The following is a 14,679-nucleotide window of genomic DNA, read 5'->3' as shown; positions in this document are numbered from 1 at the left end:
CGGCCCGCCCTACGGTTCGGGTGGCGCGGCCGACGTGCGCCCGCGCACCAGTTCCGTGTCGAGCATCACGGCCGTCGGGACACCGGAGTCCGAACCGGACAGCAGCAGTGCGCCGGCGCGGCGACCCTTGTCCTCCTGCGGCTGCCGCACGGTGGTCAGGCCGACCCGCATCGCCTCGTCGATGCCGTCGAAACCGGTGATCGACAACCGGCCCGGAACATCGATGCCGCTCTCGTGTGCCCAGTCGAGGGCACCCAGGGCGAGGACGTCGGTGGTGCACACGAGCGCCGTGATGCCCGGGTCGACCGTCAGCGCCTCCTCGGCTGCGGACCGTCCGGCGTCGGCGGTGTGCTCGTAGCGTTCGACGACGGTCAGCGACGTCGCCGGGCCCGCGTCCGCCAGCGCGTCCTGCACCCCGGCGATGCGTTCGCGCTGGACGTGGAAGTTGGGGGCGCGCAGCCGGGTGCCGTCGACGACGCCGTCGGCGGCGTCCCGTCCGAGCCGCATGCACAGCACACCGATCCGACGATGTCCGAGCGCGAGCAGATGATCGGCGACGGTGCGCATCGCGCCGCGGTCGTCGATGCCGACGAGGGACGCGCCGGACATCTCCCGCGGCTGGTCGCAGATGACGGTCGGCAGGCGCCGCTCCTGCACCGCGGCCAGGTAGGGGTCGTCGTCGGCGACGGAGTAGACGACGAAGCCGTCGACCGCGGCCTGCTGGACGACGGCGGCGGCGTCGACGTCGCCGCGGCCGGGTCCGGCGGGGATGAGCAGCAGTCCCTGTCCGGCGGCCTCGCACGATTCGGTGAGGCCGGCGAGGAAGCTCATGGCGCCCGGGTCCCGGAACGAGTAGCTCAGCGCCTCGGTGAGCAGCAGTCCGACCGCGCCCGCACGGCGGGTGCGCAGGGACCGTGCCACCGGGTCCGGGCCCGGATAGCCGCGCCGTTTGGCGGCGAGCAGCACCCGTTCCCGCAACTCGGCCGACAGCTGGTCGGGACGGTTGTACGCGTTGGAGACGGTCGTCCGCGACACCTTCAGTTCGGCGGCGAGCGACGCCAGTGTGGCGGGGCGGCGTGGCTGGCGGGACCTTGGCATAACGGGACGGTATCGGGTCGTGACCGAGTCGCCGCACCCGGACGCCTACCTACCGGGACTCGACCTGCACCGTTCCGCTAAAGTGTAAACGGGAACCGTTACCAATAACGATCCGGCGCGGTCCCTGATCGACCGGATTCGCAGTCGTGACCAGGAGAAAGTTGTGCGCATGCCCGGTAAGGCCGGCAAGTCCCGCAGGTTCGTCGCCACCCGCATCGCCGTCGCAGTGATCGGGACCGCCCTCACCGGCGCCGGACTCACCGCCTGCGGCACCGCCCCCGGCGACGACGGACAGATCCGGGTCGTGGCCTCCACGAACGTGTGGGGCAGCGTCGCGCAGGCCGTCGCCGGCGACCGACTCGAGGTCGTCTCGATCGTCACCGAACCGTCCGCCGACCCACACTCGTACGAGGCCAGCCCCGCGGACGCCGCGAAGATCACCGACGCGTCGCTCGTCGTCCTCAACGGCGGCGGCTACGACCAGTTCGTCGAGGACGTCCTGAAAGCCGGCGGCACCACCCCGACCGTCGACGCGTTCGCGCTGCACGAGCAGCGCACCGGCACCCACGCCGGCGAATCCGACGGCGATCATGCCGGGCACGCGCACGGGGCGGTCAACGAACACGTCTGGTACGACATGCCCACCGTGGACGCGGTCGCCACCGCGATCGCCGAGCAGTTGGGAAAGCTCGACCCCGAGGGCACCGACGTCTACACCCGCAACGCCGAGACGTTCCGCACGCAACTGCGCACCGTCTCCGAGATCACCACGTCGATCGCGGCCGGTCACCGTGACACCCCGATCGCCCAGACCGAGCCGATCGCCCATTACCTGATCGAGGCCGCCGAATTGAAGGACGTCACCCCCGAGGCGTTCACCGGCGCCGTCGAGAACGGCACCGACCCGTCGCCCGCCGCGATCGCCGCGACCCGGCAACTGTTGTCGGACAAGCAGGCTCATGTCCTCGTCTACAACGTCCAGACCGAGGACAAGGTCACCCGGGCCATGCGGGGCACCGCCGACACCGCCGGTGTCCCCGTCGTCGAGGTCACCGAAACCCTGCCCGCGGGAACCGACTTCGTGACGTGGCAGACGCAGGCCGCACAGTCGCTGGCCGACGCCCTGAACGGCGCGTCGTGAGCACCACGAGCACGCCCGCCGTCGAGCTGCGGGACGCGAGCCTGACGTTCGGGGAACGCACCCTGTGGTCGAACCTGAACCTGACGATCGAACAGGGCGAGTTCGTCGCCGTCCTCGGCCCCAACGGATCCGGGAAGACGTCGCTGCTCAAGGTCCTGCTCGGGCAGCTCGCCCCGACGTCCGGGACCGTTCGGATCGCCGGCACCCCGGCGAAGGCCGGGCACACGCACGTCGGCTACGTGCCCCAGCAGAAGTCGCTCGACGAGGGTCTGCCGCTGCGCGGACGTGACCTTGTCGGCCTCGGCGTCGACGGGCACCGGTGGGGCACCGGACTGTTCGGCCGCGCCCGGCGTCGCCGGATCGTCGACTCCGCGATCGGACAGGTCGGCGCGCAGGCCTACGCCGACGCCCCGATCGGCGCGATGTCCGGCGGCGAACAGCAGCGGCTGCGGATCGCGCAGGCCCTCGTCGGGGATCCGAAGGTGCTGCTGTGCGACGAACCGCTGCTCAGCCTCGACATCGCCAACCAGCACCGCGTGTCCGACCTGATCGACCGGCGCCGCCGCGACCACGACACCGCGGTCCTGTTCGTCACCCACGAGATCAACCCGATCCTCCCCCTCGTCGACCGGGTGCTCTACCTCGTCGACGGCACGTTCGAGATCGGCACCCCCGCCGAGGTCATGACCTCCGAGGTCCTGTCCCGGCTGTACCGCACCGACGTCGAGGTGCTGCACGTGCGCGGCCGACTCGTCGTCGTCGGCACCGGCGACGCCATCGACGCGCTCGGCAGCGGCAGCGGGCCACGTCCCGGCGAGGGCGTCCACCACACCGACGAGGACCACGCATGAGCAACAAATTCACGGACGCCATGTCGCATCTGCTCGACGTGTCCGTCACCGCCGACCTGCTGCGCTACGACTTCGTGCAGCAGGCCCTGATCGCGGGCGCAGTCCTCGGCCTGCTCGCCGGCGTGATCGGCCCGCTGATCGTCAGCCGGCAGATGTCGTTCGCGGTACACGGCACGTCCGAGCTGTCGCTGACCGGCGCGTCCGCCGCCCTGCTCATCGGCGTCGGCGTCGGGATCGGCGCGGTCGTCGGCTCCGTCGTCGCGGCCGTCCTGTTCGGCCTGCTGGGTGCCAAAGCGCGCGAACGTGATTCGGTGATCGGCGTGATCATGGCGTTCGGCCTGGGCCTGTCGGTGCTGTTCCTGTGGGCCTACGACGGCCGCACCGGCACCAGTTTCTCCCTGCTGGTCGGCCAGATCGTCGCCCCCGGAAATTCCGGTCTGGCACTGCTGTTCGGGTGCGCCGTCGTGGTGCTGGGCACGCTGTCGGTGATCTACCGGCCACTGCTGTTCGCCAGCACCGACCCCGACGTCGCCGCCGCCCGCGGTGTCCCGGTGCGCGGCCTGTCGATCGTGTTCGCCGTCCTCGTCGGCATCACCGCGGCCCTCGGCGTGCAGATCGTCGGCGCGCTGCTGGTGATGGCACTGCTCATCACCCCGGCCGCCGCGGCCGCCCACGTCACCGCCAACCCGCTGAAGGCCACGATCCTGGCGGTCGTGTTCGCCGAGATCGCCGCCGTCGGCGGCATCGTACTGTCCCTCGCCCCCGGTGTCCCGGTGTCGACGTTCGTCACCACCATCTCGTTCGTCATCTACCTGGTGTGCCGCGCGATCGGCGTGGCGCGCCGCAAATCCACCGGCCGGGTACTCGTGCCCGCCGGGGAGCACCTGCACGCCTAGGATCGACGCCGTGGCGGTCATCGATCTCAACAGCGACCTCGGCGAGAGCTTCGGCGCCTGGACCCTCGGCGACGACGCCGCGATGCTCGACCTCGTCACCAGCGCCAACATCGCGTGCGGTTTCCACGCCGGCGACCCGTCGACGCTGCTGCGTACGTGCCGCGACGCCACCGCCCGCGACGTGCGGATCGGCGCGCAGGTCGGCTACCGGGACCTCGCCGGATTCGGACGCCGGTTCGTCGACGTCGCCCCCGCCGACCTCACCGCCGACGTCATCTACCAGATCGGTGCGCTCGACGGCCTGGCCCACGTCGCCGGGTCCGCGGTCACGTATGTGAAACCGCACGGTGCGCTGTACAACACGATCGTCCACCACCGGGCGCAGGCGCGGGCCGTCGTCGCCGCAGTACTCGCGGTAGATCCGGCGCTGCCCGTCCTCGGGCTACCCGGATCGGTGTTCCTCGAGGAGGCGTCAGCGGCGGGCCTGCGGACCGTCGTCGAAGCGTTCGCCGACCGCGCCTACACCCCCGACGGCACCCTCGTGCCGCGCACACAGCCGGGGTCCGTCCTCCACGATCCGGACATCGTCGCCGCCCGGGTCCTGCGTCTGGTCACCACCGGCACGATCGAGGCCGTCGACGGCAGCGTGATCACCGTGGCGGCGGACACGGTCTGCGTGCACGGCGACACCCCGGCCGCCGTCGCGATGGCCACCGCGATCCGGGCTCTGCTCGACGAGCATCGGATCCCCGTGGCACCGTTCGTGTGATGCGCCTCCTCGACGCGGGCGACCGGGCACTGCTCGTCGAATTCGACGACCTCGGCGCCACGCTCGCGCACTACCGGGGATTGGCCGCCCACCCGCATCCGTCCGTCACCGACCTGGTGCCCGCGGCCCGCACCGTGCTGGTGCAGTTCCGCGGGGTCCGATCCGACGTGGTCGCGGCATGGGTCCGGGCGACCGCACCGGTGTCCGCCGACGATCTGCCCCCGGTCGCCCCCGTCTCGGTTCCCGTCCACTACGACGGCCCGGACCTCGACGAGGTCGGCGAGCTCACCGGACTCGGCGCCGACGGTGTCGTCGCCGCCCACACCGGACAGCCGTGGACGGTCGCGTTCGCCGGGTTCAGTCCCGGTTTCGGGTATCTCGTCGCCGAGGACGACCGCCTGCACGTGCCGCGACGCTCCTCGCCCCGCACCCGGGTCCCGGCCGGTGCCGTCGGCCTGGCCGGCGAGTTCTCCGGGATCTATCCGCGCTCCTCCCCCGGCGGCTGGCAGTTGATCGGCACCACCACCGCCCGGATGTGGGATGTCGACCGCGATCTCCCGGCCCTGCTGCGGCCCGGCGCCGTCGTCCGATTCGTCGCAGTCTGATCCCGCCTCCGAACCCGCGTTTCGCGCACTTGTCGCGCTCCCCGGCGGTGTGTCGGGCACGACAAGTGCGCGAAACGCGAGGGATGGGGACAATCGACGCATGGCTTGGCTCGAGATCGTCCGCGCCGGCACCCGCACCACCGTCCAGGATCGGGGCCGGGTCGGGCATGCAGCGCTCGGGGTCGGGACGTCCGGTGCCTCCGACACCACCGCCCACGACGCCGCGAACCGACTCGTCGGCAACCACCCGGACGCCGCGACACTCGAGGTGACACTCGGCGGGCTGCGGTTCCGCGCGGTCGGCGACGCCGTCTTCGCGGTCACCGGCGCATCCGCCGCCCTGACCGTGAACGGTCTACCGCGCCCACGCTATTCGACGCTACGACTGCGCGACGGGGACGACGTCGCCCTCGGTGTCGCCGCCACCGGACTGCGCACGTACGTCGCGGTGCGCGGCGGTATCGACGTCCCCCCGGTCCTCGGCAGTCGCGCCACCGACACCCTGTCCGGGATCGGCCCGGACCCTGTCCGGGACGGGGACCGATTGCCCGTCGGAACGCAGCACGGCAACCTGCCGGCCGAAGACCTCATTCCGCCGCCCGCACCGACCACCGACCCCGTCGAACTGCGGATCACGGCGGGACCACGCGACGACTGGTTCACCCCGGCGTCCCGGGCCGCGCTCGTACAGCAGATATGGACGGTCACCCCCGACACCGACCGGGTCGGCGCCCGCCTGCACGGGCCCGGACCACTGCACCGGGCCCGCCGCGGCGAGTTGCCCAGCGAGGGTATGACGTCCGGCGCGCTACAGGTCCCGCCGGACGGGATGCCGGTACTGTTCCTCGCCGACCACCCGGTCACCGGCGGCTACCCGGTGATCGCGACGGTGGTGTACGACGACATCCCGGCCGCAGCACAGCTACGACCGGGATGTCGGGTCAGGTTCCGTCAGCTACGCCGCTGACGTGCGATCTCCGACAGCACGACGCCCGCGGCGACGGACGCGTTGAGCGACTCCACCTCGCCGGCCATCGGGATGCTCAGGATCGTGTCGCACGTCTCACGGACCAGACGCGACAGCCCCTTGCCCTCGGAGCCGACGACGATGACGACCGGATCGGTGCCACGGTAGGTGTCGAGGGTGGTGTCGCCGCCCGCATCGAGGCCGACGACCTGCACACCCTTGTTCTGCCAATCCTTCAGGGTGCGAGTCAGATTCGTGGCGCGGGCGACGGGCAGACGGGCTGCGGCACCGGCGCTGGTGCGCCATGCGACCGCGGACACGCTCGCGCTGCGCCGCTGCGGGATGACGACGCCGTGGCCGCCGAACGCGGCGACGGACCGGACGACCGCGCCGAGGTTGCGGGGGTCGGTGATGTTGTCGAGCGCCACCAGCAGTGCCGGCTCGTGCTTGGCGCGAGCCGCGGTGAGCAGATCGTCGGGGTGCGCGTACCGGTACGGCGGCACCTGCAGGCCGATGCCCTGATGCATGCCGTTGGCGCTCATCCGGTCCAGATCGGTGCGCGGCACCTCCAGGATCGAGATACCGGCGTCGGCGGCACGCTGCACCGCTTCCTTGAGCCGGTCGTCGCTCTCGGCGCCCACCGCGACGTACAGCGCGGTGGCCGGGACGTCGGCGCGCAGGCACTCGACGACAGGATTGCGTCCGAGCACCATCTCCGGGGTGTCGTCGGAGCGGCGGATCGCGGCCGCACGCTGCATCTGCCGCTGCTCGGTGGCGCGGGCCGTGGCCCGCGCCTTCTTCGCGGCGGGATGCTTGGTCCGCTCCGCCGCCGGCGGTGTCGCACCGCGGCCCTCGAGGCCCTTGCTGCGCTTGCCGCCCGATCCGACGACCTGGCCCTTCTTGGTGCCACCCTTACGGATCGCGCCACGCCTACTCGAATTACCCGCCATCACTTACCCGATTCGTTGGAAGAAGCCTGTTCGAGCGACCACTCGGGGCCGTTCGGGGTGTCGGTCACGGCGATACCCGCCGCGACCAGCCGGTCGCGCACCTCGTCGGCGACGGCCCAGTTCTTCTCGGCCCGCGCCTGCTGACGCCGGTCGAGTTCGGCACGCACCAGCACATCGAGCGCGCCGAGGGCAGCGGTGTCGTCCGCACCGGCGGCCCAGTGCGGGTCGAGCGGATCGACACCGAGAACACCCAGCATCGCCCGCACCTGTCCGGCCCGTGTCCGCGCCTTCTCGAAGTCGCCCGCCTCGAGAGCGGTGTTGCCCTCCCGCACCCGGCCGTGGATCTCGGCGAGCGCCGCTGGGACGTTGAGGTCGTCGTCGAGCGCGGCCGCGAACTCCTCGGTCCACGTCCCGACGGGAAGGTCGCCGTCCGTGCCCGTACGTTCGGAGACCCGCTGCACGAACGACTCGCAGCGCCGGTACCCGACGGCGGCCTCCTGCAGCGCCTCCTCCGAGTACTCCAGCATCGACCGGTAGTGGGCGCTGCCGAGGTAGTACCGAAGCTCTTGCGGGCGAACGAGTTTCAGTACGTTCGGAATAGACAGGACATTACCCAGCGACTTCGACATCTTCTCGCCGGACTTGGTGACCCATCCGTTGTGCAGCCAGTACTGCGCGAAGTCGTCACCCGAGCACTTCGCCTGCGCAATCTCGTTCTCGTGGTGCGGGAACACCAGATCCATTCCACCGCAATGGATGTCGAATGCCGATCCGAGGTAGAACTCGGCCATCGCGGAGCATTCGAGATGCCAGCCGGGGCGCCCCGGCCCCCAGGGCGTCGGCCACGACGGCTCCCCCGGCTTCGCGGCCTTCCACAGGGTGAAATCACGCGGATCACGCTTGCCCGCGCCGACGCTCTCCCCCTGGTGGACGTCGTCGAGCCGGTGCCCCGACAGGTTTCCGTAGTCGGGGAAACTCCGGACGTCGAAGTAGACGTCGCCCGCGGCGGCGTACGCGTGGCCGTTCGCGATGAGCCGCTGCATCATCTCGACCATCTGTGTGATGTGACCGGTCGCCCGCGGCTCCACCGACGGCGGCAGCACCCCGAGCTGCCCGTACGCCCAGTCGAACGACCGCTCGAACGTGGCGGCCCACTCCCACCACGGGCGGCCCGCCTCGGCGGCCTTGTTCAGGATCTTGTCGTCGATGTCGGTGACGTTCCGCACGAACGCGACGTCGTAGTCGTGGGCGAGCAGCCAGCGCCGCAGCACGTCGAACGCGACACCGCTGCGCACGTGGCCGATGTGCGGCTCCCCCTGAACCGTTGCGCCACACAGGTACACCGAGGCATGGCCGGGGGTCAGCGGAACGAAGTCGCGCAGAGCCCGTGTCACGGTGTCATATAGGCGCAGGGTCACGACGAGCGATTCTACCGGTCCGGACCGGCGGAGACGACGAGCGCGGTCGCGACCGCGGCGATGCCCTCGCCACGACCGGTGAGACCGAGTCCGTCGGTGGTCGTCGCGGACACCGACACCGGGGCACCCAGAACGTCGCCGAGCACCCGCTGCGCCTCGTCCCGACGCGGCCCGATCTTGGGGCGATTGCCGATCACCTGCACCGCCGCGTTCCCGACCGTGAACCCGGCGTCGCCGAGCAGACACCGCACCTCCGCGAGCATCCGGACGCCGCTGACACCGTCCCATTCGGGCCGGCCGGTGCCGAACACCGATCCGAGGTCGCCGAGTCCGGCCGCGGACAGCAGGGCGTCGCACAGGGCGTGCGCGGCGACGTCACCGTCGGAATGCCCGGCGCAGCCATCCTCGCCGTCGAACAGCAGACCCGCCATCCAGCACGGGCGACCCGCCTCGATCGGATGGACGTCGGTGCCGATACCCACTCGCACGGGCGAAACTCTCTCTCGTCGCAGTTGTCCGCCGGGTTACTCGGCGCTGTCCCGTTCCGACAGGATCCGGGCCAGCGTGAGATCCCACGGTGTCGTGATCTTGAATGCTTCGAATTCCCCGGCGATGGTGTGGACCCGTTCCCCGAGTCGCTCCACGAGACCGGCGTCGTCGGTGGCGTCGACGCCGTCGTCCTGGTAGGCCCGGCGCAGCAGGGTGGCATCGAAGCCCTGCGGGGTCTGTACCGCCCGCAGCGTCGACCGGTCCGGGGTGCCGGTGACGGTCCCCAGCACGTCGACGGCCTTGACGGTGTCGGCCACCGGCAGGACCGGGATCACCGCGGTCCGGCCGGACCGCAGTTCCGCCACCACCCGGGCCACGAGCGACGACGGCGTGAGCGCACGGGCCGCGTCGTGCACCAGCACCAGTTCGGCACCGGTCGCGGCGGCGAGGCCGGCCCGCACCGAATCCGTACGTTCCACCCCACCCACGACGACCACGACGCCGTCGGGCAGATCCGCCCGCGCGGCGTCGACAAGTTCTTCGGGCACGATCACGACGACCGTGTCCACCACCCCCGACCCCAGGAGTCCGTCGACCGACCGGCGCAGCATGCTGCGACCGGCCAGTTCGACGAACGCCTTGGGTACTGCTTCACCCAGCCGGACTCCACGCCCGGCTGCCGGGACCAGTGCAACGACCGGTCCTCGCTGTTGCGTCACCGTCAGGAGGCGGCGGCCAGAACCTCGTCGAGAATGATCTCGGCCTTGGCGTCGTCGGTGCCTTCCGCCAGAGCGAGCTCACCCACGAGGATCTGCCGGGCCTTGGCCAGCATCCGCTTCTCACCCGCGGACAGGCCGCGGTCCTGCTCACGACGCCAGAGGTCGCGCACGACCTCGGCCACCTTGTTCACGTCACCCGAGGCCAGCTTCTCGAGGTTCGCCTTGTAACGGCGAGACCAGTTCGTCGGCTCCTCGGTGTGCGGCGCGCGAAGCACCTGGAACACCTTGTCGAGACCCTCCTGGCCGACCACGTCACGGACGCCGACGTACTCGGCGTTGTCCGCGGGAACGCGGACCGTGAGATCACCCTGCGCGACCTTGAGAACCAGGTATTCTTTCTGCTCACCCTTGATGGTGCGGGTTTCGATCGCTTCGATCAGCGCCGCTCCGTGATGGGGGTATACGACGGTGTCTCCGACCTTGAAAATCATCTGTCCCGTGCCCCTTTCGATTTTCCGAGTTTATCACGCGGCCGACGGATCGGCTCACCAACGGCGCAGGTCAGGGGCTTCCTTACCCGATCTTAGGGGTTGACAGGACCTACCCGGCGTGCATTTCGGACCTCGCGGACCACCCCGTCGGGAGGCCCGTGCGCGGCACCGAACCCGTACGCGGACAACGCCCCTACCCCCACGCAGGCAAGCCGGACACGCCCGACACGCCCCCGGTTACGAGACCCAGAGGACACGCCGCCGCAGCCGACTACTACTCTGCCTAGTGGATTGTGAACCTGACCCATGGAGGACAACCCGTGACTGCTCTCAATGCGTCGCCGACTCGTCGAGTCGCCACCGCGCTCGCCCTCGCTGCCGGCGCGACGCTCGTGCTGTCCGCGTGCGGCGCAGGTCAGATCTCGCAGACGGCCACTCAGGTCGCTGCCGTGAACGGCAACCAGGCCACCGACGCGAACATTGCCCTGCGCAACGTGCACGTCGTGTACCCGAACTCCGAGGAGTTCAGCCTCGAGCCGGGCGGCTCGGCGCAGCTCGCCTTCACCGCCGTCAACCTCAGCGAGCACGAGACGGACCGGCTGAAGAGCATCAAGACCGACTACGCCGGTTCCGTGACGATCACCGACGAGGCGGGCAGCCTCGCGATCAAGCCGCAGCAGGCTCTCGGCGCCGGCAACCCGGACGTCCAGGTCCCCGAGGAGGCCCCGGAGCACGTCAGCCTGATCGACGTCACGCTCGAGGACATCCGCGAGGGTGTGCGCCCGGGCCTGACCTTCCCGGTCATCTTCACGTTCGAGAACGCGGGCGACGTCACCGTGCAGGTGCCGGTCGATGCGGGCCCGAAGACGGAGCGCCACGTGTCGGACAAGTCTCCCGTCGTCTCCGAGGGTCACCACTGATCCGCCGGTCACACCGCTACTGACGGAACGGCCCGGGCACCGATGGTGCCCGGGCCGTTCTGTCGGTACCGGACATTAGGCTTCCGGCGTGGCAAAAGCGAAGTCGAGCTTCCGGTGTTCGTCGTGTCAGCACACGGTCGCGAAATGGGTGGGGCGCTGCCCGGAATGCGGCACGTGGGGGTCGATGGACGAGTCACCTGTGCTCGCCGCCGTCGCCGCGCGGCCCGGCGTGTCGCTGGCCCGCAGCGGGGCCGCGGCCCTGCTGCCCAGCACCCCGGCCACACCGATCACGCAGATCGACGGTACGGCGACGCGCGCCAAACCCACCGGTGTCGACGAACTCGACCGGGTCCTCGGTGGTGGCGTCGTCCCCGGTTCGGTGGTGCTCCTCGCCGGTGAGCCCGGCGTCGGCAAGTCGACGCTACTGCTCGAGGTCGTGCACCGGTGGGCGACCCGCGGCCCCGACGACCGCGCGCTGTACGTCACCGGCGAGGAGTCGGCCGGGCAGGTGCGATTGCGTGCCGACCGGACCGGCGCGGTGCACGAACGGGTCTATCTCGCAGCCGAATCCGACCTGGCCACCGTGCTGGGGCACGTCGAGCAGGTCCGCCCGACACTGCTGATCGTCGATTCGGTGCAGACCATGCTCGCGGCCGACGTCGACGGCGTGACCGGCGGAGTGACGCAGGTACGGGCCGTCACCAGCGCACTGACGTCGCTCGCGAAGGCCGGCGGCATCCCGGTCCTGCTGATCGGGCACGTCACCAAGGACGGTGCCGTCGCCGGCCCCCGCTCGCTCGAACATCTGGTGGACGTCGTCCTGCACTTCGAGGGCGACAAGCATTCGACGCTGCGGATGATTCGCGGCGTCAAGAACCGATTCGGGGCGTCCGACGAAGTGGGCTGCTTCGAACTGCGCGAGGACGGCATCGTCGGGGTCAGCGACCCGTCGGGCCTGTTCCTGCACCACCGGACCGACGAGGTGTCCGGCACTGCCGTCACCGTGACGATGGACGGCAAACGGCCGCTGCTCGGCGAGGTGCAGGCCCTCGTCGCGCCCACCCACAATCCGTCGCCGCGGCGGGCGGTGAGCGGACTCGACTCCGCACGGGTGTCGATGGTGCTGGCCGTCCTGGAGCGCCGGCACGGCATCAAGCTGTCCGACAAGGAGGTCTACGCGGCCACCGTCGGCGGGATGCGGATGACGGACCCGTCGTGCGACCTGGCGCTCGCCGTCGCGGTCGCGTCCGCCGGTAAGGACCGCCCGATCCCGGCCGGCACCGTCGTCCTCGGCGAGGTCGGCCTGGCCGGTGAGGTCCGCCGGGTCACCGGCGTGGCCCGGCGCGTCGCCGAGGCCGCCCGCATGGGATTCACCCGCGCGGTGGTCCCGGCCGGCGCCGGCGACCTCCCCGGCAAGATCCGCCCGGTCGAGGTGTCGAACGTCGGAGAAGCCTTGCGGGCGTTGAACCTTCGGTGACCTAGAACTTTCGGTGACCGTCAGACGGCGGAAGTACCGAACGGTGACGTCGGCACCCCGTCGACGAACTCCGCGGTCGGCGCGAAGTGCGCGGCCTGCACCGTCAGGAACAGTCCCCGCGACGTGGCGACGGGGGTCTCCGGGTCGGCGCCGGGGCCCTCGACGATGAACGCCTCCGCAGTGGTGTACGCCTTGCGGCGGACCGTGCCGTCGAGTCGGGCCCGGATCTCGAGCACCGAACTGAGCGGGATCGGCCGGGCGAAGTCGATCTCGAGATGCGCGGTGACGACGGGCCCGCCGAGCACCATGCACGCCATGCCCTGCGCCTCGTCGAACGCGGTGGACAGGATGCCGCCGTGGATCACGCCCGGGCCGCCCTGGTAGCGGTTGGCCACCTCGAGGCGTCCGGTCACGGTGTAGTTCTCGCCGGCCGCGAAACTCATCTTCATGCCGGCGGGCTGGTCGTCGCCGCACCCGAAGCACTTGGACCAGTGCTGGGGCAGCGGCTCACCCGGGGCCGGGAAAAGCTCCGGCACCGGCGGCATGACGAGGTCTTCGGGCAACGTCCAAGTACTGCTCACAACTAGGTAATGTAGAGACGGCGCGTGTGCCGCCCGAACGCGGCTCCACCGGATGTGATCTCGGACGCACTGATTTCGACTGCTCGAGGGGGGATTGTCGCGATGAACGATGCCGCGTCGTCGTCGGTACTGCGCGACACCATCGCCCGCCTCGCCCCCGGGACGGCCCTGCGCGACGCGCTCGAACGCATCCTGCGGGGACGCACCGGCGCCCTGATCGTGCTCGGCTACGACGAGCAGGTCGAGGCCCTGTGCGACGGCGGATTCGAACTCGACGTCGAATTCGCGCCCACCCGGTTGCGGGAACTGTCGAAGATGGACGGCGCGGTGGTGCTCTCGTCCGACGGTGGCCGCATCGTGCGCGCCAACGTGCAACTGGTCCCCGACCACCGGATTCCCACCGTCGAGTCCGGTACCCGGCATCGTGCCGCCGAGCGCACCGCCATCCAGACCGGCTGTCCGGTGGTGTCGGTGAGTCAGTCGATGAGCATCGTGAGCGTGTACGTCGGCGGGATCCGGCACGTGATCAACGGGTCGGCGACGATCCTGTCGCGGGCGAACCAGGCCGTCGCCACCCTGGAGCGCTACAAGTCACGGCTCGACGAGGTGACCCGGCAGCTGTCGATCGTCGAGATCGAGGACTTCGTGACCCTGCGCGACGCGCTGACCGTCGTACAGCGGCTCGAGATGGTGCGTCGCGTATCGGTCGAGATCGAACAGGACGTGCTCGAACTGGGCACCGACGGCCGGCAACTCGTCCTGCAGCTCGAGGAGTTGGTCGGCGACAACGACACGGTCCGCCAGCTCGTCGTCCGGGACTATCTGGCCGGGTCCGGGCCGGCGTCCACGTCGGCGGTGGAGGCGACACTGGCCGCGGTCGACAAGCTCACCGACGTGGATCTGCTGGATCTGACGACCCTGGCGCGTGCGTTCGGGTATCCGGGGACGATCGAGGCGCTCGACGCACCGATGAGCCCCCGCGGCTACCGCATCCTCACCCGGGTCCCCCGGCTGCAGTTCATACAGATCCACCGGCTCGTCGGATCGTTCGGGACCCTGCAGGGCCTACTCGCCGCCACCGCCGCGGACCTGCAGTCGGTGGACGGGATCGGCGGCCTGTGGGCGCGGCACATCCGGGAAGGACTCTCCCGCCTCGCGGAGGCGTCGATCAGCGGTCCGTTCGACTAGTGGTCGTCGGCGTTAGTTCGTCGGGGGTTCAGCCCCACGCGGTCGGGTCTGCGAGGTAGAGGCCGCAGGCGGTGTCGAGAGCGTCCTCGGCGGTGCCGGCGCCTTGGCCGGTGGGCAGG

16 protein-coding genes are annotated in these 14,679 nt (G+C 70.6%); 9 read left to right on the top strand and 7 right to left on the bottom strand.

Translation table 11 applies throughout. The features are described from left to right. Window positions 1-9: 9 nt before the first annotated feature. On the bottom strand, window positions 10-1,098 hold the full coding sequence (locus E0497_RS02355; protein WP_137723187.1) for a LacI family DNA-binding transcriptional regulator: 1,089 nt from the start codon (window positions 1,096-1,098) through the stop codon (window positions 10-12). Between the two features lie 169 nt (window positions 1,099-1,267). On the opposite strand from E0497_RS02355, the gene E0497_RS02350 reads away from it, so the two are divergent. The 6 genes from E0497_RS02350 to E0497_RS02325 all read left to right on the top strand — a co-directional run bounded on the left by E0497_RS02350 (window position 1,268) and on the right by E0497_RS02325 (window position 6,327). Beyond that, window positions 1,268-2,239: a metal ABC transporter solute-binding protein, Zn/Mn family gene (locus tag E0497_RS02350; protein ID WP_137723186.1), complete on the top strand. Its 972-nt coding sequence runs from the start codon at window positions 1,268-1,270 to the stop codon at window positions 2,237-2,239. Continuing rightward, window positions 2,236-3,090, top strand: a complete 855-nt coding sequence (locus E0497_RS02345; protein WP_137723185.1) for a metal ABC transporter ATP-binding protein — start codon at window positions 2,236-2,238, stop codon at window positions 3,088-3,090. The genes E0497_RS02350 and E0497_RS02345 overlap by 4 nt, the downstream gene beginning before the upstream one ends. Beyond that, complete coding sequence (locus E0497_RS02340) at window positions 3,087-3,986, top strand: metal ABC transporter permease (protein ID WP_137723184.1); 900 nt, start codon at window positions 3,087-3,089, stop codon at window positions 3,984-3,986. Before E0497_RS02345 ends, E0497_RS02340 begins: the two co-directional genes overlap by 4 nt. A 10-nt stretch (window positions 3,987-3,996) precedes the next feature. Then, a complete protein-coding gene (locus E0497_RS02335) occupies window positions 3,997-4,755 on the top strand; it encodes a LamB/YcsF family protein (protein ID WP_137723183.1) in 759 nt (252 codons plus the stop codon). Continuing rightward, window positions 4,755-5,360: a 5-oxoprolinase subunit B family protein gene (locus E0497_RS02330; protein ID WP_137723182.1), complete on the top strand. Its 606-nt coding sequence runs from the start codon at window positions 4,755-4,757 to the stop codon at window positions 5,358-5,360. Before E0497_RS02335 ends, E0497_RS02330 begins: the two co-directional genes overlap by 1 nt. Window positions 5,361-5,460: 100 nt before the next feature. Next, window positions 5,461-6,327: a 5-oxoprolinase subunit C family protein gene (locus E0497_RS02325; RefSeq protein WP_137723181.1), complete on the top strand. Its 867-nt coding sequence runs from the start codon at window positions 5,461-5,463 to the stop codon at window positions 6,325-6,327. Here the strand turns inward: E0497_RS02325 and rlmB are convergent. From rlmB to carD, 5 genes are read right to left on the bottom strand one after another with little or no spacing between them, the layout of a single operon-like run. Continuing rightward, window positions 6,312-7,277: a 23S rRNA (guanosine(2251)-2'-O)-methyltransferase RlmB gene (gene rlmB, locus E0497_RS02320; RefSeq protein WP_137723180.1), complete on the bottom strand. Its 966-nt coding sequence runs from the start codon at window positions 7,275-7,277 to the stop codon at window positions 6,312-6,314. The two genes, E0497_RS02325 and rlmB, sit on opposite strands and share 16 nt — an antisense overlap. Next, on the bottom strand, window positions 7,277-8,695 hold the full coding sequence (cysS, locus tag E0497_RS02315; protein WP_137723179.1) for a cysteine--tRNA ligase: 1,419 nt from the start codon (window positions 8,693-8,695) through the stop codon (window positions 7,277-7,279). Before cysS ends, rlmB begins: the two co-directional genes overlap by 1 nt. Window positions 8,696-8,706: 11 nt before the next feature. After that, window positions 8,707-9,183, bottom strand: a complete 477-nt coding sequence (gene ispF / locus E0497_RS02310; protein ID WP_137723178.1) for a 2-C-methyl-D-erythritol 2,4-cyclodiphosphate synthase — start codon at window positions 9,181-9,183, stop codon at window positions 8,707-8,709. Between the two features lie 36 nt (window positions 9,184-9,219). Beyond that, window positions 9,220-9,903, bottom strand: coding sequence for a 2-C-methyl-D-erythritol 4-phosphate cytidylyltransferase (ispD, locus tag E0497_RS02305; protein ID WP_137723177.1), 684 nt, complete (start codon window positions 9,901-9,903; stop codon window positions 9,220-9,222). A 2-nt stretch (window positions 9,904-9,905) separates the two neighbouring features. Continuing rightward, on the bottom strand, window positions 9,906-10,394 hold the full coding sequence (gene carD, locus E0497_RS02300) for an RNA polymerase-binding transcription factor CarD (protein ID WP_007528440.1): 489 nt from the start codon (window positions 10,392-10,394) through the stop codon (window positions 9,906-9,908). Between the two features lie 320 nt (window positions 10,395-10,714). Between carD and E0497_RS02295 the strand changes: the two genes are divergently transcribed. Together E0497_RS02295 and radA are read left to right on the top strand one after the other, a co-directional pair. Then, the gene (locus tag E0497_RS02295; RefSeq protein ID WP_137723176.1) at window positions 10,715-11,314 is read left to right on the top strand and encodes a copper chaperone PCu(A)C domain-containing protein; all 600 of its coding nucleotides are present in this window, start codon (window positions 10,715-10,717) and stop codon (window positions 11,312-11,314) included. Window positions 11,315-11,402: 88 nt separating this feature from the next. After that, window positions 11,403-12,791: a DNA repair protein RadA gene (gene radA, locus E0497_RS02290; protein WP_137723175.1), complete on the top strand. Its 1,389-nt coding sequence runs from the start codon at window positions 11,403-11,405 to the stop codon at window positions 12,789-12,791. Window positions 12,792-12,811: 20 nt separating this feature from the next. Here radA and E0497_RS02285 read toward each other — a convergent pair whose 3' ends face one another. Next, a complete protein-coding gene (locus tag E0497_RS02285) occupies window positions 12,812-13,372 on the bottom strand; it encodes a PaaI family thioesterase (protein WP_137723174.1) in 561 nt (186 codons plus the stop codon). A 102-nt stretch (window positions 13,373-13,474) separates the two neighbouring features. On the opposite strand from E0497_RS02285, the gene disA reads away from it, so the two are divergent. Further along, on the top strand, window positions 13,475-14,560 hold the full coding sequence (gene disA / locus E0497_RS02280; RefSeq protein ID WP_137723173.1) for a DNA integrity scanning diadenylate cyclase DisA: 1,086 nt from the start codon (window positions 13,475-13,477) through the stop codon (window positions 14,558-14,560). Window positions 14,561-14,679 lie beyond the last annotated feature (119 nt).

It is taken from the genome of Prescottella subtropica, assembly GCF_005434945.1.
GTDB lineage: Bacteria > Actinomycetota > Actinomycetes > Mycobacteriales > Mycobacteriaceae > Prescottella > Prescottella subtropica.
Note: the sequence above shows the minus strand (reverse complement) of the source record. Positions and strands in the feature narration are given on the sequence as shown.